The 22,129-nt window shown below is 41.3% G+C and carries 21 protein-coding genes and 1 pseudogene; 9 read left to right on the forward strand and 13 right to left on the reverse strand.

From position 1 onward, the window contains the following. Positions 1-121: 121 nt before the first annotated feature. The 3 genes and pseudogenes from ACYP5M_RS13195 (at position 122) to ACYP5M_RS13205 (ending at position 2,529) form a co-directional block, all read left to right on the forward strand. On the forward strand, positions 122-469 hold the full coding sequence (locus ACYP5M_RS13195; RefSeq protein ID WP_101223581.1) for a phage holin family protein: 348 nt from the start codon (positions 122-124) through the stop codon (positions 467-469). Between the two features lie 241 nt (positions 470-710). Next, positions 711-788: pseudogene (locus ACYP5M_RS13200) on the forward strand (ribonuclease); the annotation flags it as partial. Between the two features lie 373 nt (positions 789-1,161). Continuing rightward, entirely contained in the window at positions 1,162-2,529 is a 1,368-nt protein-coding gene (locus tag ACYP5M_RS13205; RefSeq protein ID WP_101223582.1) for an amino acid permease, read from the forward strand. Positions 2,530-2,573: 44 nt separating this feature from the next. Here ACYP5M_RS13205 and ACYP5M_RS13210 read toward each other — a convergent pair whose 3' ends face one another. After that, complete coding sequence (locus tag ACYP5M_RS13210; protein WP_434168017.1) at positions 2,574-3,440, reverse strand: DUF4349 domain-containing protein; 867 nt, start codon at positions 3,438-3,440, stop codon at positions 2,574-2,576. 143 nt (positions 3,441-3,583) lie between these two features. On the opposite strand from ACYP5M_RS13210, the gene ACYP5M_RS13215 reads away from it, so the two are divergent. Then, the gene (locus ACYP5M_RS13215) at positions 3,584-4,042 is read left to right on the forward strand and encodes a TspO/MBR family protein (protein ID WP_232782953.1); all 459 of its coding nucleotides are present in this window, start codon (positions 3,584-3,586) and stop codon (positions 4,040-4,042) included. 109 nt (positions 4,043-4,151) lie between these two features. On the opposite strand, the gene ACYP5M_RS13220 is transcribed toward ACYP5M_RS13215, so the two are convergent. Then, positions 4,152-7,970, reverse strand: a complete 3,819-nt coding sequence (locus ACYP5M_RS13220; RefSeq protein WP_459735153.1) for a bifunctional 2',3'-cyclic-nucleotide 2'-phosphodiesterase/3'-nucleotidase — start codon at positions 7,968-7,970, stop codon at positions 4,152-4,154. 452 nt (positions 7,971-8,422) lie between these two features. On the opposite strand from ACYP5M_RS13220, the gene ACYP5M_RS13225 reads away from it, so the two are divergent. Next, positions 8,423-8,908 carry a DUF2798 domain-containing protein gene (locus tag ACYP5M_RS13225; RefSeq protein WP_434168019.1) on the forward strand — a complete coding sequence of 162 codons (486 nt, stop codon included), beginning with the start codon at positions 8,423-8,425 and terminating at the stop codon, positions 8,906-8,908. 296 nt (positions 8,909-9,204) lie between these two features. On the opposite strand, the gene ACYP5M_RS13230 is transcribed toward ACYP5M_RS13225, so the two are convergent. The 3 genes from ACYP5M_RS13230 to ACYP5M_RS13240 all read right to left on the reverse strand — a co-directional run bounded on the left by ACYP5M_RS13230 (position 9,205) and on the right by ACYP5M_RS13240 (position 11,100). Beyond that, positions 9,205-9,663 (reverse strand): DinB family protein, encoded by a 459-nt coding sequence (locus tag ACYP5M_RS13230; protein WP_459735154.1) that lies wholly within the window; start codon positions 9,661-9,663, stop codon positions 9,205-9,207. Between the two features lie 41 nt (positions 9,664-9,704). Further along, positions 9,705-10,523 carry a GNAT family N-acetyltransferase gene (locus tag ACYP5M_RS13235; RefSeq protein WP_459735155.1) on the reverse strand — a complete coding sequence of 273 codons (819 nt, stop codon included), beginning with the start codon at positions 10,521-10,523 and terminating at the stop codon, positions 9,705-9,707. Positions 10,524-10,935: 412 nt separating this feature from the next. After that, positions 10,936-11,100 (reverse strand): YvrJ family protein, encoded by a 165-nt coding sequence (locus ACYP5M_RS13240; RefSeq protein ID WP_434168022.1) that lies wholly within the window; start codon positions 11,098-11,100, stop codon positions 10,936-10,938. 156 nt (positions 11,101-11,256) lie between these two features. On the opposite strand from ACYP5M_RS13240, the gene ACYP5M_RS13245 reads away from it, so the two are divergent. Together ACYP5M_RS13245 and ACYP5M_RS13250 are read left to right on the forward strand one after the other, a co-directional pair. Beyond that, positions 11,257-11,880: a sigma-70 family RNA polymerase sigma factor gene (locus ACYP5M_RS13245; RefSeq protein ID WP_434168023.1), complete on the forward strand. Its 624-nt coding sequence runs from the start codon at positions 11,257-11,259 to the stop codon at positions 11,878-11,880. After that, on the forward strand, positions 11,873-12,091 hold the full coding sequence (locus ACYP5M_RS13250; protein WP_101223589.1) for a hypothetical protein: 219 nt from the start codon (positions 11,873-11,875) through the stop codon (positions 12,089-12,091). Before ACYP5M_RS13245 ends, ACYP5M_RS13250 begins: the two co-directional genes overlap by 8 nt. A 53-nt stretch (positions 12,092-12,144) precedes the next feature. On the opposite strand, the gene ACYP5M_RS13255 is transcribed toward ACYP5M_RS13250, so the two are convergent. The 3 genes from ACYP5M_RS13255 to ACYP5M_RS13265 form a co-directional block, all read right to left on the reverse strand. Beyond that, positions 12,145-14,514: a penicillin acylase family protein gene (locus tag ACYP5M_RS13255; RefSeq protein WP_434168024.1), complete on the reverse strand. Its 2,370-nt coding sequence runs from the start codon at positions 14,512-14,514 to the stop codon at positions 12,145-12,147. Positions 14,515-14,754: 240 nt separating this feature from the next. Continuing rightward, positions 14,755-15,192: a hypothetical protein gene (locus tag ACYP5M_RS13260; protein WP_434168025.1), complete on the reverse strand. Its 438-nt coding sequence runs from the start codon at positions 15,190-15,192 to the stop codon at positions 14,755-14,757. 173 nt (positions 15,193-15,365) lie between these two features. Then, positions 15,366-16,229, reverse strand: coding sequence for an STAS domain-containing protein (locus ACYP5M_RS13265; RefSeq protein WP_434168026.1), 864 nt, complete (start codon positions 16,227-16,229; stop codon positions 15,366-15,368). Positions 16,230-16,374: 145 nt separating this feature from the next. Here ACYP5M_RS13265 and ACYP5M_RS13270 point away from each other — a divergent pair, with 145 nt between their 5' ends. Beyond that, positions 16,375-16,518, forward strand: coding sequence for a hypothetical protein (locus ACYP5M_RS13270; protein WP_157831056.1), 144 nt, complete (start codon positions 16,375-16,377; stop codon positions 16,516-16,518). Between the two features lie 109 nt (positions 16,519-16,627). Here the strand turns inward: ACYP5M_RS13270 and ACYP5M_RS13275 are convergent, their stop codons facing one another. From ACYP5M_RS13275 to ACYP5M_RS13290, 4 genes are all read right to left on the reverse strand, one after another. Next, positions 16,628-16,957, reverse strand: coding sequence for a hypothetical protein (locus ACYP5M_RS13275; RefSeq protein ID WP_101223592.1), 330 nt, complete (start codon positions 16,955-16,957; stop codon positions 16,628-16,630). Positions 16,958-17,056: 99 nt separating this feature from the next. Further along, on the reverse strand, positions 17,057-18,247 hold the full coding sequence (locus ACYP5M_RS13280) for an MFS transporter (protein ID WP_230176222.1): 1,191 nt from the start codon (positions 18,245-18,247) through the stop codon (positions 17,057-17,059). Between the two features lie 147 nt (positions 18,248-18,394). Beyond that, the gene (locus tag ACYP5M_RS13285; RefSeq protein WP_434168027.1) at positions 18,395-19,717 is read right to left on the reverse strand and encodes an APC family permease; all 1,323 of its coding nucleotides are present in this window, start codon (positions 19,715-19,717) and stop codon (positions 18,395-18,397) included. A 375-nt stretch (positions 19,718-20,092) separates the two neighbouring features. Continuing rightward, positions 20,093-20,920: an undecaprenyl-diphosphate phosphatase gene (locus tag ACYP5M_RS13290; protein ID WP_101223595.1), complete on the reverse strand. Its 828-nt coding sequence runs from the start codon at positions 20,918-20,920 to the stop codon at positions 20,093-20,095. 147 nt (positions 20,921-21,067) lie between these two features. On the opposite strand from ACYP5M_RS13290, the gene ACYP5M_RS13295 reads away from it, so the two are divergent. Next, positions 21,068-21,817, forward strand: coding sequence for a glycerophosphodiester phosphodiesterase (locus ACYP5M_RS13295; protein ID WP_434168028.1), 750 nt, complete (start codon positions 21,068-21,070; stop codon positions 21,815-21,817). Between the two features lie 60 nt (positions 21,818-21,877). On the opposite strand, the gene ACYP5M_RS13300 is transcribed toward ACYP5M_RS13295, so the two are convergent. Further along, positions 21,878-22,081, reverse strand: a complete 204-nt coding sequence (locus ACYP5M_RS13300; protein ID WP_057278019.1) for an alpha/beta-type small acid-soluble spore protein — start codon at positions 22,079-22,081, stop codon at positions 21,878-21,880. Positions 22,082-22,129: the final 48 nt, after the last annotated feature.

Genomic DNA, 22,129 nt, shown 5'->3' on the forward strand with positions numbered 1-22,129 from the left:
ATCTTGGGGAATACATATCGTATTCCTCTTTTTTTGTGACAATTCTGCAAACATATAACTGAAATTCATGAAATTTTAGTATAATGACTTGTAGTTAAGGTGACTTCAGGAGGAGTTTTTCATGAACATAATTATGCGTTTTCTTATCAACGGGCTGGTATTGCTCGTTATTGACTGGCTTCTCGACTCCATCACGATTAAATCTTACGGAACAGCCTTGCTGGCGGTTTTTATATTATCAATCATGAACTTGCTGGTTAGGCCCATTCTCCAGCTTATCACATTGCCGATCACCATCCTGACGTTCGGGTTGTTTTCTTTCATTATCAATGCCTTCACATTCCAAATCACTTCCTATGCCGTCAGTGGCTTTGTAATAAATTCTTTTTGGGGAGCTTTAATCGGATCATTGTTATTGAGTTTCATTCAAAGTCTTCTTATAAAACAGAGTAAAAAAAACCGTCAGTAGCATACTGACGGTTTCATACTTTAGGATCTATATACTGAAACAGTAAGTCGAATGGTGACGGTTTTTCGTATCATTTTCATTTTCATAACAGCCTTCGATATTTCCCGGGCTATTCCCCTAAATTTCGCTAAGCATCACTAGCTGTTTTCTCTTTTTTGACAATACTTTCCCCATAACTATACAAATCAAATCGACTTCTCAGGAAATAAGTATCAATCGATTCATGGAATGGAATGGCTTCTTACCGGAGTGGAATGAACAGGATCCTGTAGATGCCTTCGAGCGTAACCGAAATGAGATCACTTATAATCAATATTAGCATAATCGCAACCCTTTCATTGAACATCCTGAATGGGCCTCCGCCATGTGGCAATGATGAAACGAACAAGCTGTTCCTTATTTTTGGGACAGCTTGTCCACTGTTAAATGTCTAAATTTTTAGAAAAATCACATAATTTTATTTTGTTTGTATAGCATTATAATTAGTTTCGAAAGATTATTATACGATGAAAAATTAAAGGATCACTTTCGTAGTAAGCGTTTTCATTTTTTGCTTTACATTCTTCCTATTAAAATATATTATTTAGTTGTAATATTATGTGAAAAATCAATAAATAATATGTATTCTCCTCTACTAGTGATAAAATGCTAGATAGAGAAAATTAAACTCCAACATAGAAAAGGGGAAAATTATGCAAAACTCCAAAGAATCTCAACTACATAGAGGTTTGGAAGAAAGACATATCGCATTAATGTCTCTTGGCGCAGCCATTGGAGTCGGATTATTTCTCGGCTCGGCATCTGCGATTAAATTAGCTGGTCCAGCCATCATCATTTCTTATGCCATTGGCGGACTTATGATCTATCTTATCATGCGTGCACTAGGTGAAATGGCGATAAAAAATCCAGTCGCAGGCTCTTTCAGTCGCTACGCAAGCGAATTTGTCGGTCCTCTTGCCGGATATATAACCGGATGGAATTACTGGTTCGTTTGGATCGCCACTTGTATGGCTGAAATTACTGCAGTCGGAATCTATATGCAGTTTTGGTTCCCTGATACTCCGCAATGGGCTTGGGCGTTAGCCGCACTAGCCATCATGACAACGATTAACTTTCTTGCTGTAAAAGCTTACGGTGAATTGGAGTTTTGGTTCGCCCTTATTAAAATCGTAACGATCATCCTTATGATCGTCCTTGGCTTTGGAATGATCATCTTTGGACTGGGGAATGGCGGAATCGCAGTCGGATTCGGCAACCTTGTTGAAAATGGAGGATTTTTCCCGAATGGAATTTCTGGTGTCATCCTCTCGTTCCAAATGGTCATGTTCGCCTATTTGGGAATTGAAATGCTCGGTGTTACCGCAGGTGAAGTTAAAAACCCTGAAAAATCTTTAAAAAGAGCCATCGATACGGTTTTTTATCGGATTTTACTTTTTTACGTTTTAGCTCTGACAGTCATTTTATCAATCACTCCATGGGATGAAATGAATGGGGAAAACAGTCCATTCGTTATGATGTTTGATAAAATCGGTATTCCAGGCGCAGCAGGAATCATTCAGTTTGTCGTACTGACAGCAGCCCTTTCATCTTGTAACAGCGGGATCTTCAGTACAGGAAGAATGTTATTCAACCTAGCGCAGCAAGGTGAATCACCAAAAAGTTTCGAACGTACAACAAAGTCAGGCGTTCCTGGCGTTGCCATTATCGTTTCGGCTATCGTGCTTCTTTTCGGTGTTTACCTTAACTACATGGAAGCCGATAAAGTTTTCACTTACGTCACAAGTGTCGCTACATTCGGTGCACTCTGGACATGGGGAACCATACTTGTCACACAGATCATGTCTAGACGGAAAATGAGTCAGGGAGAAAAACAAGGCTTGTCTTACAAAATGCCTCTTTTCCCATTCACTTCTTACTTAACTTTAGCCTTTTTAGTATTCGTAATGGTAGTACTCGGTTTTTCAGCAGATACAAGAATCGCTCTAATCGTTGGTCCGATTTGGATCTTACTGTTGGTAGCCCTGTATTATGTGACCGGCTTGCATAAACGGAAAAGATAAATGTCAGAGGGTGCCAATCTAATTGGCACCCTCTCTTTCTTCCTTCACCTTTTACCCCTTCTTATGATCACCCAATGGACCGCTGCACCAACTCCGCCTAAAATAATGAGGATAGGCAAGTTTCCTATTATAAAAACAATGATTCCTGAACCCGCTTTAAGTAATAGATTCGCACTTGTTGCAAGTTGTTTCTTCGTTCTTTCCCATGTATTCAATTCCTTATTATCAATGCCCGGCACAACTATCCGGTCCTGTGATAACGTGATGGTAACCGTCGAATATGAGGTCTGGTTCTCAAGATACTTCATTTGCCCGGTCAGCTGCTCTATTTCTTCTTGAACCACGGCAAGATCGGATGATATTTTCAACAAATCTTCGGTCTTCTCAGCATCCTTCATGAATGCAAGCAACCTTTCCTCTACTGCTCTCTTTGACTTCAATCTTGCTTTTAAATCTACATATTGCTCCGTTACATCCTGTCCTGTCACATTCCTTCCGACCACTTCTGAAGCCTCACCCTCGCTATCGGCTAGAAAATCCTGAAAATGGGCTTCAGGGACCCGAACAGTGATCGTTCCTTCCACCAGTTCTTCATCTTCCCTGTATACATTGGACTCGACAACATATCCGCCATATTCAGCCACCTTATTCTCAATCTTCATTTGTGCCTTTTCGAGGTTCTTCACCTTCAACTCAAGCTGGGCTTGATGGATGACCTTTCTTTCATCCGTCACCCCTTCCTTTTCCGCTGCTTCTTCCTGTTGCACCATATTCCCGGAAATTGAAGCGTCCATTTTACTTTCCGCCTTTTCATCATGTGATTCAGAAGCAGAATCATTTTTTTCATTACTGCTGCATCCAGCAAGTAAAAGGAACAAACTGAACATAAACATCACTATTTTACGGTTCATCGGTATTCCCCCTTTTCTTAATAGTACCGACGTAAAGTTTGGAAGAAAGTTACACTTCTTGATTAAAGGGGATGTTTTATTTTCAGATGAGAAGGTAAAGGTATAAGAACATACAAATAATGAAGAAAGAAGAGGATCGCTTTATGAACTACGGAAAATTAGCTAAAAGTGTATTGGTACCTGTGGTCGGAGGCTCACTTGTGGGGATATTCGCCACAAGGAATTCAAAAGAAATTTATGACAAACTCAAGAAACCTGCTTTTGCTCCTCCTTCCTGGACTTTCCCCGTTGCTTGGACCAGCCTTTATACAATCATGGGAATAGCGAAATATCGCATTGCATCCAAAGAAAAAGAATCGAAGTCCGCTGAACGCCTCTATGATACTCAACTAGGGTTGAATTTCTTATGGTCTTTTTTATTCTTCAAATGGGGCTTGCGCGGAACAGCTTTTATTGAAATGGCTGCACTGCTGACCTTGATTACATTAACGGCATTCGAGTTTTATAAAATAGACCGTACATCCGGTTTAGCGATGGTTCCCTATATTGCTTGGGTCACCTTTGCATTGGGATTGAACTTTTCCATCTTCAGGAATAATTAATCACAAAAAAGGAAGCGCCCCTTGTATTAAGGAGCGCTCTCTTTTAGGTTTCACGAGTAAATATTGAAAACTCACGAGTAAATGCTCAGTTTTCACGAGTAAACCTATATTAATTATTGATATTCGTAATCCTGCCTTCAATTTCTGCCGTGATCTTTCCGCCTTTAAAGGTTTCTTTTACATAGTTAACGAATGCTTCCAGGTCAGCGTGTCCAAACACACGCTCTTTTCCTTTCAGGACGGTATAGTTATCACCGCCGCTTGCCATGAAATCATTGACGGCCACCGTGTAAGTTTCGGTATCCTTGATAGGTGTTCCGTCCGCTTTCTCCAATAAGGTGACGCGTTCCGTGACAGGTTTACTGAAGTCGGCTGTATAGCTCAGTCCAGAAATTTGCAAGGTTTTCGGAGATCCTTCAACGATCCATTGCTGTTGAAGCAGCGTTTTCACTTCCGCTCCAGTCAGTTCCAGCTTAACCAATACATTTCCGAACGGCTGGATTTTCGCTAAATCGGAAAAAGTGACTTCCCCCTTTGGAATATCTGCACGAATTCCGCCTGGATTCATGAAGGCAAAATCGGAATTCAAATCTGCCTTCATGGAATCGGCAATTAAATTCCCAAGGCCCGTTTCCTGCGTATACGCATTGGTTCTTAAAATTTTCTCATCCGTTGTCCCAAGCGGGGCTTTCAACTCGGGGAACATGTCTAGATAGTCGTTAATGAATTTCGTCGTCCCGGCATCCGGTGTGATGCCATCTTGTGTAACCGTGACAATCTCAGCTGACTTTTTAACAATATCCTTTGTGTTTGGATCGATTTCCAAATCCACATCTTCAAAAGCCGTTCCATAAGAGTAAGCTTGTACAATCAATTTATTATCCACATAGTTGTTGACCTTCGCATGATTATCTCCTGCTAAGATCACATCTACTTCATCATTCACAGCATTAGCAAGATCAGCCACTTCTCCTGTAATGACCCCTTCCTTTTCAGTGCCTGGGTCATGTGAGATGATCACTATCGATTTGACGCCTCTTTCTTTCAACTCATTAACCGCCTTATTTACGGCAGGTGCCTGTTCTATGAATTCTACATTCTTAATGCCATCCGGACTTACTTTTTGAGGTGTGGCATTCGTGACTACACCTATGAACCCAATATCAACCCCGCCGACCTTTTTTATGACGTAAGGGTCCAAAATCGGTTTTTTCGTGTCTTTATATACGACATTGGCAACTACATATGGAAAGTTCAATTTATCGAATACCACATCGGATGTTGGCGACTTTCCGCCATTGATTTGAGCCATCAGGGTTTCTACCCCTTTGTCGAACTCATGGTTCCCGACAGTTCCGACATCGAATTTCATATCATTCAAAAACTGAAGCGTCGGTTTGTCCTGGATCAAAGAAGAAACGGGTGCACTTGCACCTACAGCATCCCCTGCCGAAAGTAAAAGTGTATTTTCAGGGTTTTCAGCTTTACGCTGCTTCAAGTGCGCAGCTAAATAATCGGCACGCCCTTGTTTGATACCGCCAAAATCGGAAGTGGTATCAAGCTGGCCGTGAAGATCATTGATCCCGAGCAGTTGCACCTTAACGTTTTCTTTTCCCAAATTATATTTGTAAATGCCAAAGCCTTTATCATCCTTTTTGCCTGTATAGGAAATCGGGCTGTCTTCATTTAAATATTCCGCACCTTTAGGTGATGAGGTGAAAGTAACGTCCACCTTACCTGAAATCGGGGCAATCGACCAGTTATTATCAGCAGTTGGATTGATCTCACCCTCTTGTGTGATGTAATCCATCAAGATCTGGCGATTTTCATCCGCAGAGTCAACTACATATTCGCTGCCCTTGACTCCCGGGAAGTTCCCCCCGCCCGAAGCACGGTAATTATTCGTCACTACGATGAAATCTTGATTCGGGTCCACTGGTTCACCATTATATTTCAAATCTGCAATCCTGCTTGAATCCGACACTTTTATCCCTTTTTCATCATAGCGCGGAGCTTTGGTGACATCGATTTGATACGTAACGCCGTCAATCACATCAAAGTTATAAACGGCAAACTTTCCATTAAGCAGCTCCTGTTCCTCAGACTTGGCAGGATCGATTGTATTATATTTCCCGGCAGACATTTCTAGCCACTCTTTAACAACTGACCCTTTGATCTTGATTGCCTTCAAGGTATTATCGTATAAATATAAATCACCGGCGCTGCGAATGGTCAGTCCGCCTTCCTTGATTTCGGTGAATTCCTCGACTCCATTGCGACCCGCTTTGAAAGGGGCTCCTACAGAGAGAATCGGCAAGTCCTTGTATTCAGGACGGTTGCTTTGGATGTATTTTTCTACATACCATTTCTGTGCGCTCGTCACGACCTGTACGGAAGGATCGTCTTGCACAAGGGCGAAGTAACTATGAATTGGAGCTGTAGTCGTTCCAATTGGCGTGTTGACATACTTGATCGTTCCTTCGTGATCCTTCTTCACGGCTTTGACGACAGATGCATCTTCAGCAGCTTTTTTTCCTGTTATTTTATCGTTGATTGCACGTGTTGATGAATCGGAATTGACGACTTTCCATTTCCCCTTGATATTCTGGATATCAAGATCGATGATCCCGAGATTACTGCCGCCATATCCTGCTTGAACGGCTGGTACACCATTGATGGTACCCTTTTTATTATCCACGCCTTTAAGGACTTTTCCTTGGCTATCTTTGAATAGGCTGTCTAAAGAAGCCTCATCTTGTGCCGGAAAGACCTTATGCGTGTGGGAGAAAGTGATGGCATCGATGCCGGATACCTTGCTTAATGAATAGATGACATCCTCGGTATTCTTGGTATCGCCATTAAATCCGGAATGCGTGAGCGCCACGATGACATCCGCGCCCTTTTTCTTCATTTCAGGTACATATTTTTTTGCAGTCGTGATGATTTCTTTTGTAATGACCTTACCTTCAAGGTTCGTTTTATCCCAATCCATGATTTGCGGAGGGGCAAATCCAATGTAGCCTATTTTTACTGATTTTTCTTTTCCATTGATGTCCTTTACTTTCTTTGTGACGATTTTATAAGGAGTATATTTATTTTTATCATTCTTTGAATCATTGTCTTTATCTTTTTTATAAACATTGGCATTGACATAAGGGAAGTTCGCATCATTGATGGCCTCTTCCAAATAAGCTAAACCATAATTGAATTCATGATTGCCGAATGTGGCCACATCATAGTCTAGCAAGTTCATCGCTTTGTAGACAGGATGGACTTCACCCTTTTTCAGCGGCGCTATTTTCGCTTTGTACGTACCTAGCGGCGTCCCTTGAATAAGGTCGCCGTTATCCACTAAAACGCTATTTTTCACTTCTTTTCGTGCCTGTTTGATTAAAGAAGCCGTGCGGGAAAAGCCGACAGAGTCCGATACGGCATCCTTATAATAATCATAGCTCACCAGATTAGTGTGTATATCTGTCGTTTCCATGATCCTTAGTTCAAAAGGTGCATCCGAAACGGAGGCTGCCAGGCTGTTGCCGAAGTTACTCGTATTGCCGTTATACTTGGAGACAACCGATACTTTGATCCAATAACCCGATTTGTACGAGTTGAAGTACGCAGAGAACTTTTGGGCCGATTTAATATCCGCCTCAATGGCTGACTGTGAAATGACCTTCGTCCCATTCATTAATTGAAAGACAACGGTTTCATTTCCTTTGTTCCCTTTTTTCGGTGTGACCGTTACAGTCGCTTTGGTGCCTTTTGAGTAATTAACAGTAGGAGCTGAAATCGTAAATGGTTCAGTCTTGGCCGGTTTCTTATTAGACTCTTTGGCGGATGTCTCCCCCGGCACGGCAAATGGGGCTGTAATCAAACTCACAGCAAGAATCGGGGCGAGCATCTTATTAACATGCATTTTGAACGACATACTTCACAACCCTTCTATTTTTGTAAAATGCTAGAATAATATATCATGATTTTGTTGAATAAACGCCAAAATTTACCTTAATATTACTAATTTTGAATAAACGGTACTTTTTACCTATTTCCATTCAGTGAACACGGACCTTTTTTCCTTCAAATATATATAAAGGCTGGCCCATGCACATGAGCCAACCTGCTTAATGAAATGCTTACTGAAGAATCCAATAAATCATCTAAACCATTGAAACAAATTAAATTCGTTACTATTCTTTATCGTTTTCTTCATCTATTGATTTTTCTCATTCGTTTTTTTGCCAAGCCTCTATAAACAAGGTTTCATCAAAACAAAAGTGTAATTTAACGTAACTCAAAATAAAAGTCATAAAAATGTCACTTATGTAAAAATTTTTCGGCATATATAATTACATTTACGCTTAAAAGAAAGGATGTTTTTATTTGCCTAGTAATAAAAAGGAAGGCATAATCTTTGGACTTTTTATGTGTTTTGGTATGGTCCTTATTATGTCAGTTTACAACACAGCTTTACACGGCTTGTCATCGTTTACCGTAGGGGGTGCAGTAATTCAATTTGCGGTAACATTTATCGTCGCTTTTATTGCAGAGTCAATAGTTGAACCGAAGGCGCGTAAACTTGCATTATCACTGCCTTATGATAAATCGAAAGAATCCAACTTTATTATTGCAATTGCCTTTTGCATGGTCCCTGTAATGGTCCTTATTATGTCAGTATATGGGCTTATTTTAACTAGTTTAATGATTGGGATTGAGGGTTCAATCTTCATAGCTTACCTTAAAACAGTTGGTCTAAACTTTATCGTGGCGCTACCATCACAGTTACTGATTGTTGGACCAATCTCACGCTGGTTATTAACTAAATACATTAAACCAGCGACACAAAAGCCAAAATTAACAAAAGTTTGAGTGCGTAAATATTAATATATATGACAAATAAATAAAAAGGATTAAGCTAATACGCTAATCCTTTTTATTTAATATGTTATAACCTACTGCGTTAAGACGAAAAATTCCTTATATCATGAATTGACCTGTCCCATCCAGACCAAGGAGTTTTCCTGTGAAGCGACCATTATATCCAATATGGATTCCCTGCTTGTCCTCCTTCCATAATCCCTTTTTTTTTGAAAAAACCTGCGGAATTCCTTTAAAATAAAAAACTGGTAAAGCAAATTGCATTACCAGTTTTTAAAACATAAAGCCTATAAATCCCGATCTATTAAACTGGCGGATACCGGATCGATGCCCATCTCCCTCGACCAGATGGATAGCTGGCCTATATGGTGAATTTCGTGCGCTATCAGATGGCGCAGTATCCTGCCTTTTTCGTATGTCCCCTCCATCCAAGCTGGTTGAATCATTCCATTCTCATCTTCAATGGAATGCGAGTTCAAATAGTCAATGACCTCAGAATGATAACGGATAGATAAATCCTCCACTTTTTCGATCGTATCATAAGCTTCCAAATCGATCGCGACATCAGGCTTCCCTTGTATGGCCCTGATCCAGCTGCATTCGACATCGATAATATGGGCGAGTGTCCTCAATATATTCCCCAGCCCTCCTATGCGCTGCCGTTTCAGCTCCTCATTCGGTAAGGACCGGCACCACTTGAGCCACTCATTTCGGACCTGCCAATTATAATTGAATAAGATCAACATCCACCCCATCCCCCTCACACTTAATGTCATCGAAGTATCCTTCAGCCTTTGTATTGATAATAATCCTGTCTTTGAATGGTTTTGAATCCACAAGATTCATAGAGTCTTAAAGCATGCTCATTAGTCGCCTCTACCTCGAGAAAAATATCATATCCCAGCTGGCATTGTTCGGCTACGACCTTTTTCAATGCCTTTCTGCCAAGTCCTTTTCCCTGGTATTTTGGCAAAATGGAAAATCCATAAATCCAAGCTTCCCGGCCAGAGTGATCAACACGGATCTTACCGACCGCTCGGCCACCCTTTTCAATCATCATGGTTTTCAGAGTATCCTCATTGAGGATGCGCTGATAATAATCCTTCGCCTCTTGTTTCGTAAATTGGAAACATTGAATATCCAGCTGAATTTCCGTTTCCTCATCCCCTCTCCGCGAAGGGCGAACGACTGCATCATCATAATCATCAAGCACCGTTTCGGACCATTTCATTTGAAACTCAGAAAAAGCAAACTCACAATTGAGCTGCTTCAAAAATCCTGTCCCTGAATGGGATTGAGCAGGTGAGTTCAAGAGAATCAACTTATAGTTGCGCTCCGCGGCACTCCTTATGGCCTCTTCCATCAGCTTTGTAAAAACGCCTTGCCTACGGTAATCAGGATGCACCATTCCGCACATCTCCACTTTGTTTCCAAAATCGTATAGACCGAGAAAACCAACAAGCTTCAATCCTTCATAGTGAAAAAAGTCATTCTTATTCACACCATTTCGACTGCGAAGCGTTTCCCAGTTCAGCTTTAAAGTAAAACCTTCCAGTTCACATTCATGCTGCAGGATCCGAATATCTTCTAGCTGTTGACTCTTCATTTTCCCCACCCCTTTTCCATATTATCAGTTTATTACCAAACAATAAGAAAAGCAGCACCCTTTTACTCGGATGCCGCATACTTCTATAAGTTTATTGATGAATGTTGTTTTTTTAAAAGTATTTTCACTTTAATCCATAAAACTAAAATCGTACGAGGGGAGGATTTCCTATCTAATTCCATTGACGGATGAATTATAGTAGTAAAATGATTCCATTTGAGGATTATTTTTTACCTATTTTGTGCTATATTCCAAATAATGGTTTATCATTTTTTTATTTGAGTTTTAGGGAGGGATGTAATACAGTCTTGATTTTCAGATAGTACCGATTTCTTTTTATCCCGAATTCCGGACCCTTATTAGAATAGAATCCGAAATTCGGTGTTTATCACCTGGCACATACGTCCTGAGGTTATCGTTTTTTCGTTTTATGAGCGGACTTTTTTAAGTTCTCTACGTCCGTTGTCAGTTCTTTTAATTGTTTACCGAAGCGGAAGAGCAAAAACATAGAAACGACGAGTGGATAGCCAAATTCACTAACTAATGAAACCCACATAGTAGCATCCTCAATCATCATCCTCTTCACCCCTTTTCTTGTATCTGATATCTAAAGTGAAACTTGTTTAAAAAAATCAATCTAGCACTATTGATTCATGGAAAAAAGAACGAATGTTCGTATATAATTGATTTATTCCCCTTGTCTATCACTTTATTAATTAAAGGAGGGATAACAATGAACCAATTAACTTCTCATTTTTTTTCTCATTCATTGGAGTTTCTGCAGCAACAGTACTCATCTTTCTTTGAGCAACCGATCATTCAAGTATTTTTACAGAACCCAGAGCATTTAAAGATTTTCACTGAAACTCTTGATTCCCCTTCTCCCCACAACATTTGCCATCTCAACGAGACTTTCAAAATTTTCTATTACCGGGCTAAAGTATACAAATACATGTGCTCCTTAATTTACTTTTTCTCTGTTGACTTTGATAAAAGGGCACGGAAGCAGCGGGAACGCTATCGAATGGTACTTGATGCGACACCAAGGGATACTGGCGGATTGATCGATCTAATCGGCACTTTGGACGTTCACCTTGAAAAGATGGGGGAAACGAATGAACTCGCTTCACACATAAGTGATGAAGAGATGATAAAAGCCTTGCAGAAGTTAACAGCCAAACAAAACCTGGTGCTGACCATGAACTTTTCCTACGGCCTATCCAACAAGGAAATTGCTGCCTATTTCCATGAGTCGCCACAGAATATCTCAAGCATCCGTAAACAAGCTCTAAAAAAACTTCGAAAGCACTATATGGATGAGGTATATGTTAGAAAGGAGAAAAGCCATTGTGGATAAAAAACTGTCAAAAGAAGAATTAATGGATCTAATCGACTCTTTGAATCCTAAAATAAAAAAATCGTTAAAAAACACGAACTATCAAGACCGGAATGATCTGGAGCAAGAAATTAAACTTAAGATCATTGAATCATATGAAAAAATCGCAGCAATCGAGGCCCCTAATTTTGAGGAGTTTCTTGCAGAATTCCTTACTAAGCAAAAACAATGAAAAAGTACCAAGTCCAGAGCAAGGATGCTGGGCTTGGTACTTTTTTCTGAATATCAGTATGATGGTTTCAATGTCAGCGTATCACCTTTTGGGTCGTCTAAAGTGGTTTTATGATAAGTACCTTCTGCCCAATCGTCAAGCTGATCGTGGTACCACTCACTTTTCACGTTACCTGATTGACCAGGGCCAACAAGGTGATATCCTTGATTCATATCGGCCAGGTCGATGACAAATCTCCAGGACCCGCCATGATTAACGGTTCCATCATCTAAAAATGCCGCCGCCTGTACGGTGACACTGCTGCCGCCTACCGGCATTCCGCCGCCGCTGTTAAATACATAATTTAATGGGGCGACACTCGAGAGCGGGTGGTTAAACCTGACCTGATGATAGTCTCCCCATTCCCAATCAGCTATATCGTCACCTTGTGATTCTCCCAGTTCCGTTAATGTCTCCTGCAGCGACTTGGCAAGCACCTGCTCAAGTCCGCCCGCCTCATCAATCCAAGGGCCCGGCTTACCGTCCAGTGCCCGCCTTAGTAGTTCATCGACGGCCGACCGCCTTCCATTAAAGAGGTTGAGGGTTTCCTCCGGTATTTCTTCCTTAAGCAGAACATCACCTATTTTTCGCATCCAGACATTAAAGATCATCGGTGCCGCTTCATCAACGGAATCAATATGATTCCATTTTTTCAGAATCGTTAGTGCCTGGTCTTCCTTTTTCCCAGATGGACCTTTCAATACCTCCACGAATTGAGGAACAAACTCCTTAGCTTGCAAATTCACTGTATCCATCTGCAGGCTTTGCATATCCTCGGCCGTAAGCTTTTTATTGGCTTTTAAAAACTCCTGTATCCTCATCTGACGGTACGGCTGTGCCCAGTTATTACTGATGTGGTAAGGATAATCATCTGAGATGACTTTATTATTCGCTGTCGAAATGAATCCCTCTTCCGGATTCACCGTTTTTGGAAGTTCATCAAAGGGGATATAGCCTTTCCACTCAAATTCATCCGTCCAGCCAGGTACAGGCAGCATACTATCGCCTTTTTTCCTGATTGGGATTTTCCCATTCGCCTTATAGGCAATGGTCCCGTCGACTGAGGCAAAGACAAAATTCTGGGCCGGCGTTTCGAATTGCAAGAGGGCCTTTTCGAATTCTTTCCAGCTTCCCGCTTTATTCATATTCAGTACCGCTTCAAGCTCGGCAGATGGATCAAGTGCCGTCCACCTTAATGCAAGCACGGTATCTTTTCCGCTTTTCCCAGCAAACTCGGAGACAACCGGTCCATGGCGGGTAACCGTCACTTTATAGTCGAGTGTTTTACCACCCTTCACCTTTATGGGTTCGTCCAAGATTTCAGCTTTTTCCCAGTTGCCTTTGTAGGAGAATTCTTTCTCGTTTTCCGGGTTTCTCCTCTCAATATACAGATCCTGTACATCCGGACCGGTATTGGTCACACCCCAAGCCACCTTTTCGTTATGACCGAGGATGATTCCCGGAATCCCGGCAAAAATAACACCGCTCACATTGACCGACGGGGCCTCCAAGTGCATTTGATACCAAACGGACGGTGTAGCTAATCCCAGATGGGGGTCATCGGCCAATAACGGCTGACCGGAATCCGTTTTCTTGCCTGAAACTACCCAGTTATTGCTGCCGTTGAATTCATAAGGAATAACGGCCCCGGCAAAACTTTTTTCAATATCCAGTTCTTCCTTGCTGATGATATATGGAGCGCTCTTTGGATAATTAGGGAATAAATCATATGCTTTTTCCTTGGGGAACGTTTGCAGCAAATACTGCCTAAACGCCTGATCCTCCCAGTTCCCGCCTAAATCAAAGGCCATATATTTACCGATGGTCAGCGAATCGACGGGTGTCCACGGCTCTGGTTCGTATCCAAGCAGAGTGAACTCCGCCGGCCATTTCCCATTCTCCTTCAATTCATTGATATAAAGATTTACTCCCTCGGCAAACACATCCAAGGCATCTTTCCCGTCACTTGAATACGCTGCATAAGAGGCTTCAGCCGCCCGCCTCAACCCAAGTGTACGGAAATACTTATCGTTTTTGACGGTTTTCTCACCAATCACTTCACTCAATCTTCCTGAAGCCTGACGCCTGCTTAAATCCATTTGAAATAAACGATCCTGTGCTTGGATATACCCTTGGGCTAAATACAAATCATGTTCATTCGCTGCGTTGATATGCGGGACCCCACTTGAATCCCTCACCACCGTAACCGGTTTCAAAAGACCTGGAAGCGATATTTCCCCCTTCGTTTCCGGCAAGGATCTTGAAAGAAATACATTTGCAGCAATCAAGACAGACAGCAAAAGTATCATCATGATTCCAAAACTCCATAGCACCCGCTTTCTCCACTTCCGTTTTGGCTTTTGCTGAGGTACGGCAACTTCCATCGATTCATCTCCCTCTCTCTCCCCATAAAACTCTCTTTCTTTCTATTTAAGATATTCCGCGTTTCCACCCATCTTTCCTACCAACATCATTACATTCTCTCTTTTTATTTCAGTAAGGCTGGAAAGGTTCAAGGACGAATTTTTCCTGGGCAAGGTCGAATTTCTACCGCGAAATTGCTCCGATAAACATTAAATCAAATGCAAAAACACCGATACAATGTATCGATGTGGCAGGGAATTCTAGCTATTTGCAATAATGTATTCAATGACTTTATCTGCATCGTCTGTATAAAAGAGAGCTTTATCAAAGTCATGGGCCGCCTTCGTCTCGGCTTCCATGTATTCAATCACGGAAAGAAGACCAAGTAGCCTCTTCCATTTATGAGTTTTCTCGAGAAGTTTTCTTTCCTTTTTTATATCCTCTGGTATGAATTCATTAATGATAAAACATGGGTCGGAAAATGAGGGGTCCCGAAAACGCTCGTTCAAGGCTCGCAATTTATCCCGATCCCATTCGGCCCTTACCAAGTCCGATATGACCGAGACATTTTGGACCGATTCGAGGATGCGTTTGGACAAAATATCATATTCTTCGTCCTCCAACCCTTTATCCGTCATGATTCCTACACAATACCATTTTTCGTTATGATCAGGTTCTTCATTTTTCTTAAAAAACACTCTTCGTCCACCTTCCTTACACGCTTTACATTATTCACTTTACTTAAATGAAAATCAACATGCCCTTACGCCATTAACTATATCATGAAGAAATATCGATGGACGATAAAGTATGAAAGCTTCCTGGGAACTACATGACATAGAAAAAGATACCCTAAAATAGGGTACCTCCATCATACTGGCTGAAGAGCCAGCCCTCTTTGTTTAAACAGATATTCCAGTGCCTGCCTGAATGATAGGAAGGCTTTTACCTGATTTGCGAAATCAAGTTTGACGATCTCTTTCACGGCATCAGGGTTAAAGCCGACAAACATCGTTTCCGTACCCATCAACGCCAGTGCCCCCACTAATTGATCCAACAGGGAGAGCATATTGCTTTCCTTCGTAAAGTTAATTCCGGAGAAATCCATGATCAGTACTTCCGCATGCAGATCTGCACATTTTTGCAGTACCGTCGATTGCATCGACTCCATTCTCCAATCGTCAATTCGTCCGATCAACGGTAGGAGCAGCACATCCTTTAATACGGTCTGAACGATCGGGGTGGACAATTCTTCCATGACTTCTTGGTTTTCTTTTATCTTCTGCAAAGAATCGTTTGCCATTTTCGCCATTTCTTTATAATGATTCACGTAACTGATACTCACACAGTGTATGAACTGGTCCAGGATTGCATCAATTATCGAGCTTGCCTTTAGCAGAATTTCAATCGAGTAATAGCGATTGCTTACTTCTTCTTCAATGAAACTCCAGAAAAGGTTACGCATCGCTTGAGCTTCCTCAATATTCTTATCTAAAGGAATGCCCATATCCACGATGCGCTTACCTATTTCCATACCCGTTATTTTCATACTTTCCATTGCCTGTGCCTTTCCATGAATCAAGGCATCTGCATGAATTTGAATAAGCTTTGACCGTACCTCTTTACTGGTTTCAAAATCATAGAGCGGTTCCTCTTCTTCAAACAACTCGATATGCTCCACTAAGATATATTTAAATTTTTCAATTTTTTCACCGATCATTCTTAATTCTTCCATGTAGACCTCCCATACAGGGCTTTTATCACATTTTATCAAATAATTAATGGTTAAGGATATAAAATCCTTCTATTACCAATATGATAATAGACGTTTACCCTTTTTTTTATAAGGGTATTATGATATATGACTTGGAGGGATTATCATGAAAAAAGATCAACAAGACTTCGAATCTGAAAACATGAGCGATTTAGTAGAACTCATAAACAGTAAAAATAACAGCCGCAGAATCTTGGATGTACTACGGCGTAATAAAAAGGCTAAAAGTAAAAGCAAAGATAAAAAATGAAAAAACCCAGTCCAAAATGGTCTGGGTTTTTTCATTGGATAAAATAAAAGTGCTGAGTTTGTTGTATTAAGCAATCTCAGCTCTCCCGTCATTAACTATTGAAAAGCCACTACCTTTTTCTCCGGATTTCCTTCACATGGTTTCCTTCAGTGGTAATATAGACTGTTTCATCAATTTTGTATGTTAAATAACGGTCACAATCAATTTCCAACGTTTTCCCATTGCTGAATTTCATTGCGCAATTGGATCCCTCTTCGGTTTCCGTAACATCAATGACTTCGTTCGTCTTAAAACCGACTGCCTTGCCATCGGAGAAATGAGGATAGTATTTTTCAACAATCTCCACCTTTTCCAATCTGCCCGGACTTGTTAAGTATACAACGAATAATATAATTAAAACGGCTATTAACCCAATGAGAATTACTGCTTTTCGATTCACTCTATCTATTACCCTCTTCTCTTATCAATCTATTATTCAATATCCATTTTCACTAGATTATATTCAGCATTCCGAAAAAACATGATAGAAAAGATCATTTTATTTAACGATTCTCTTTTCAACCATCACCACACAAGCGGCAGCCAGGATGATCAGGATCGAGACAGCCGAGATGACCCCACCCCAGCCGAACTTCATCAGGAATATACCGCCTGATGCCCCCACTATACTTGATCCCGCATAGTAAAACAGGAGATATAAAGCGGATGCTTGTGCCTTTTCACTCTTATCAGCCAAGCTTCCGACCCAGCTGCTCGCAATTGAATGTGCTCCAAAAAAGCCAAATGTAAACAGTGCAAGCCCCATTATTTTCAGCAAAAGCGGATCCAATAGGGTTAAAAGGGCGCCCATCAGCATAATAGCGATTCCGGTAAGAAGTACAATCCTTCGAGTATATTGATCGGCGAGCTTTCCCATCCATGTTGAACTAAATGTCCCCACAAGATAGATTATGAAAATGAAGCCAATCAATGTTTGTGATAAATGATATGGCGGTCCCATTAAAGGTATACCCACAAAGTTATAAACGGTAACGAACGAGCCCATTAATAGGAAGGCCATGCCGAATAAGAGTACTAGTCCGCTATTCCTTAAGTTATTGATCAGGGAGGTTTTGATTCTCGACAAAGAGACTCCTGCGCGGACGGCATGCTGTGAAGGCGGAAGCATCCACCAAAAGGCCAGACTGATGATTAAACTTAAAGCCCCAAGGCTTCCAATCGCTATGTTCCACGAGAAATGGTCGGTCAGCACGCCGACAATCAGCCTGCCAGCCAATCCCCCGATACTCGAACCGCTCACATAGATTCCCATCACATAGCCAAGGCTTTTCGGATGAAATTCTTCATTGATATAGGCCATCGCAATTGCCGGGAAACCTGCAAGCACGGCTCCTTGAATCGCCCGTATCGCAATTAGGATGTATAGATCATCCTGGATGAAGCTGACACATATGGATAACAATGCAGACAAGGTGAGCGCCGTCCCCATTATTTTTTTCCTATCGATATTTTCTGAGAAAAAAGAAACAAGCAATAAACAGAGTGCAAGCGTTCCTGTTGCGAAAGATAATGTAAGGCTTGCCATTGCAGGAGAGACTCCGAATTGCTTTGCGAAAACTGGAATGACCGGTTGGGTACTATACAGATCCGCAAACGTTACAAAGCTACCAAGAAATAAAGCCAAGATTGTTTTCCTGAATGATTTACCAGCAGGCTCGATATAATTCACTTTTGTTCAGACCCTTCACTATTTAACTTTCCCCCTATGTTAATACGAACTTCCCGAGTTGTCTATTTCGTCACTTTTGTCCAAAGGGAAAGTTATGTTCCAGCTAATCACAAAAACCCTCCACTGCACGCAGTGAAGGGTTTTTCATTAATATGAACGTTTACCATCCCGCTCACTTTTATTAAGGAGCCAATACACTGGCATACCTATAATGAGGATGATCACCGAGTACAGGGCATTTAAAGGTGTTTGGATTAATGTGCTTAAAACAATGTATATTGCGCCAGCAATCGCCACGATGGGGATGAATGGGTAAAACGGCACTTTATACGTTTTTGCATCCGGATCTTTCCTGCGTAAGATGAAGACCGCAAAGAAAGCTAATCCATAAAAACAGAAGACAGAGAATACGGCCATATTGGTAAGTTTGTCAGGGTCTGTTGCAACCATCATGATGATTGCAATGATCACTTGCAATACCGTCGCATTTATAGGCGTTTTGAACTTGGGCGATATTTTTCCGATTTGTTTATGGCCTGGCATCATTTTATCAGTCGCCATCGCCAAGGTAATGCGTGGAAAGGTCAAAAGCTTTCCGTTCAAGCAACCGAAGATTGAAATCGCAATTCCGATCGATATCAATTTCCCGCCAAATTCACCGAATAAAAGCGTTGCCGCAACATTCGCTGCATTCGTACCATGCGCTATGACTCCCTCCGCCCCCAATACAGAAAGCATGGCAAGATTCACACCCAAGTAAGCGACCATGACCACGACCAATCCCGTTATGATTGCCCGCGGCAGCGTTTTCTGCGGATTTTTCATTTCCCCTGCCATGAAGCCGACATTCATCCAGCCATCATACGCCCAGAGCGTAGCCAAAATCGCACCGGCCATACTGATTTTCATTGAACTTTCGCTATCGACATTGAATACAGGCATATCACCTTGTACGATACCGAACACCGCTATGAAAATAATTGGGATCAATTTAGCAACGGTTGATAAGGTTTGGATGATACCGCCGTATTTTGTACCCAGCAAGTTCATGCCTGCTATGAATACGATCGTAAGAATCCCTATCGCCAAAGAGTAGCTTGAAGCGATCTTAAATATTCCTGCAACTAATAACCCGAAGTATAAACTGAGTGCGCCCATGACTGCAGGTCCGTATACCAATGTCTGAACCCAGCCGCATAGGAATCCCCATGCTTTACCGTACACTTCTTCCATATAGACATATAAGCCGCCCGTTTTAGGAATCCGTGTACTCACTTCTGCAATCGTCAACCCGCTTGCAAGGGTAATCAGACCGCCTATCAGCCAAGCTAACAAAGCCATGGTTGAATTACCGCTTAACTCAAGCACGTCACCAGGTCTCATAAAAATACCAGAACCGATAACTGTTCCAACTACAATAGATGTTCCAACCCAAAAGCCAATCGTTTTCTTCAATTGGTCATTTCCCATGTTGTCCTCCCCAGGTGTACACATGTACTTTATTTATACTAAAATTATATCATATAAATTATATGGAAATAGTTTATGTAATCATTTGAATATTACAAAAAATACTCAAACACGTTGGTACCATTACGCTCAGGGAGCTTTATTACATTTATATTTTTTTTACTAATTATGTCTGGAACTACACTAAAAACCGAATATTTTTTTATTATAAAAGGAATTATTGATATTAAACTCAATAATAACGAATTAAAAACTCAAAAACCCAATTATCATTCGTTATGAATTCCATGGGAATCCTGCCTATTTTCGGACACACAAAAAAACCACCCCGCATCGACGGGGTGGTCCCTCTCCTCTTTCAAGCTTCATTTCGTATTACCAAATAATGAATAGAAGCACAACCGCCAAGACGATCCGGTAAATGGCAAAAGGAGTCAATTTAACTTTATTGATTAAAATCAAGAAGAAGCGGATACAGAATAATGCAAAGATAAATGCACTGATGAAACCTGCAATAAAGAACGGCAGAACTTCAGGTGTGAAGCTTTCCCAGTATTTCACGATTTTCAACAAGCTGGCACCAGCCATGATCGGCACTGCCATGATGAATGTGAAATCGGAAGCCGCCCGATAGCTCATACCCAAAAGCACTCCACCTGAAATGGTCGAGCCTGAACGTGAGAATCCCGGCCATAGTGACAAACATTGAATTAACCCTACACCAAAGGCCTGTTTATAAGTGATTTGGTCAACCGTCTCTGCAGTCAGCTTTGGACGGAATTTATCCGCAGCAATCATCAAAAATGCGCCTAAGAACAATCCGACGATAACCGTCTTCATCGTAAATAAATGATCATCAATATAATCTTCGAATAATAGACCTAAAACGCCCGCCGGCAACAATCCGACAATGATCTGCAATAGGTTAAGCTTTTGGCCGTTCACAGCCGATGTGCCTTTCAGCTTCCTTAAACCAAGCAAGTCCATGAATCGTCCCCAGAAGAGCACGACAACGGCGAGTATCGAACCAAGCTGGATGACCACCTTGAAGGCATTGGCCACTTCACTCCCGAAAAGTTCTTTCGAATTCAGCCATAAATCATCAACGATAATCATATGCCCTGTAGACGATACAGGAGCAAATTCAGTTAATCCTTCTACAAGACCAAGGATAACTGCAACAAAAATTTCCCACATATTCATTTTATTCACCTCATAATTCGAACACCTATTTATGGAAATATCATATGTATTTTACTCGTTGTTTAAAATATTGTCTATTAAACATTGCTGAAACAATTCAAGCGTACATGTATGATAGGGTTCAAGATAAAGTTTAAAGGGGAAGTGATGATTTTGCAAAACATATTGATTTTCGCCCATAGAGGGTCCAAGGGTACGCATCCTGAAAATACCATGGCAGCATTTCAAAAGGCGGCAGAAATCGGGGCCGAGGGGATCGAGTTCGATGTCCACCTCAGTTCTGACGGGGAATTGGTCATCATCCATGACGAAACACTTGATCGAACGACCACCCTTACTGGTTATGTAAAAGATCATTCGGCACAAAAACTGAAAACGGCTGATGCCGGGAGCAAATTTTCCAATGAATTCCTTGGGGAGCGGATTCCTTTTTTAATGGACGTTTTCGACTGGGCTATGGGAAATGCTTTATTGATGAATGTCGAAATCAAAACGGATAAACTCGCTTACAAAGGAATTGAACAGAAGATCATTGATTCAATTCGTCAATATGGAATGGAAAATCGGGTGATCCTCTCTTCCTTCAACCATCAATCCATTGAAAAAGTGAAGATGCTTGCCCCAGACCTTGAACGTGCATTATTGTTCGAGGGGCTTCCTGAAAACTTCGAAGAAATCTTACGTGATAAAAAAGAATTGGGTTTCCATCCAGATAAAAACAGCCTGACTCCAGCAGTTAATGAAAAAGCGAAAAAGCTTGGATATAAAATCCGTCCTTGGGTCGCCAATGATGAAGCCGACATCGTCAGGCTCGCAGAGTTGGGTGTCGACGTCATCATGACCGATTTCCCTGAAAGGGCAATCAAGATTTTAAAGGCAAGGCAGGCAACTAGCTGAACAATGCGAAAGAGAAGGAGCGATGCTCCTTCTCTTTCTAATCCATTTTTATTCAGTTAATTAACGAGAATATCCGCCTAATTGTTGCTCAGCCATTTGCACTAAACGTTTTGTGATTTCCCCACCAACAGATCCGTTAGCGCGAGAAGTAGTGTCAGCACCTAGGTTTACACCAAATTCACTAGCGATTTCATTCTTCATTTGTTGTAGAGCTTGCTCTGCACCAGCTACTACTAGTTGATTGCTGTTATTGTTGTTTGCCATGTGTTTTCACCTCCTACTTATATTAATTAGCATTTTAGGCTTAAATTA

This window comes from Peribacillus sp. N1 (assembly GCF_054600815.1).

Bases quoted from the DNA above. Each gene is read 5' to 3' on its own strand.
- ACYP5M_RS13220 (WP_459735153.1), bottom strand. From the start codon at position 7,970: ATGTCGTTCAAAATGCATGTTAATAAGATGCTCGCCCCGATTCTTGCT.
- ACYP5M_RS13230 (WP_459735154.1), bottom strand. From the start codon at position 9,663: ATGTTGATCTTATTCAATTATAATTGGCAGGTCCGAAATGAGTGGCTC.
- ACYP5M_RS13300 (WP_057278019.1), bottom strand. From the start codon at position 22,081: ATGGCAAACAACAATAACAGCAATCAACTAGTAGTAGCTGGTGCAGAG.
- ACYP5M_RS13270 (WP_157831056.1), top strand. From the start codon at position 16,375: ATGAAAAAAGATCAACAAGACTTCGAATCTGAAAACATGAGCGATTTA.
- ACYP5M_RS13290 (WP_101223595.1), bottom strand. From the start codon at position 20,920: ATGAATATGTGGGAAATTTTTGTTGCAGTTATCCTTGGTCTTGTAGAA.
- ACYP5M_RS13195 (WP_101223581.1), top strand. From the start codon at position 122: ATGAACATAATTATGCGTTTTCTTATCAACGGGCTGGTATTGCTCGTT.
- ACYP5M_RS13205 (WP_101223582.1), top strand. From the start codon at position 1,162: ATGCAAAACTCCAAAGAATCTCAACTACATAGAGGTTTGGAAGAAAGA.
- ACYP5M_RS13255 (WP_434168024.1), bottom strand. From the start codon at position 14,514: ATGGAAGTTGCCGTACCTCAGCAAAAGCCAAAACGGAAGTGGAGAAAG.
- ACYP5M_RS13215 (WP_232782953.1), top strand. From the start codon at position 3,584: ATGAACTACGGAAAATTAGCTAAAAGTGTATTGGTACCTGTGGTCGGA.
- ACYP5M_RS13245 (WP_434168023.1), top strand. From the start codon at position 11,257: ATGAACCAATTAACTTCTCATTTTTTTTCTCATTCATTGGAGTTTCTG.
- ACYP5M_RS13210 (WP_434168017.1), bottom strand. From the start codon at position 3,440: ATGAACCGTAAAATAGTGATGTTTATGTTCAGTTTGTTCCTTTTACTT.
- ACYP5M_RS13265 (WP_434168026.1), bottom strand. From the start codon at position 16,229: ATGGAAGAATTAAGAATGATCGGTGAAAAAATTGAAAAATTTAAATAT.
- ACYP5M_RS13240 (WP_434168022.1), bottom strand. From the start codon at position 11,100: ATGATGATTGAGGATGCTACTATGTGGGTTTCATTAGTTAGTGAATTT.
- ACYP5M_RS13285 (WP_434168027.1), bottom strand. From the start codon at position 19,717: ATGGGAAATGACCAATTGAAGAAAACGATTGGCTTTTGGGTTGGAACA.
- ACYP5M_RS13295 (WP_434168028.1), top strand. From the start codon at position 21,068: ATGATTTTGCAAAACATATTGATTTTCGCCCATAGAGGGTCCAAGGGT.
- ACYP5M_RS13235 (WP_459735155.1), bottom strand. From the start codon at position 10,523: ATGAAGAGTCAACAGCTAGAAGATATTCGGATCCTGCAGCATGAATGT.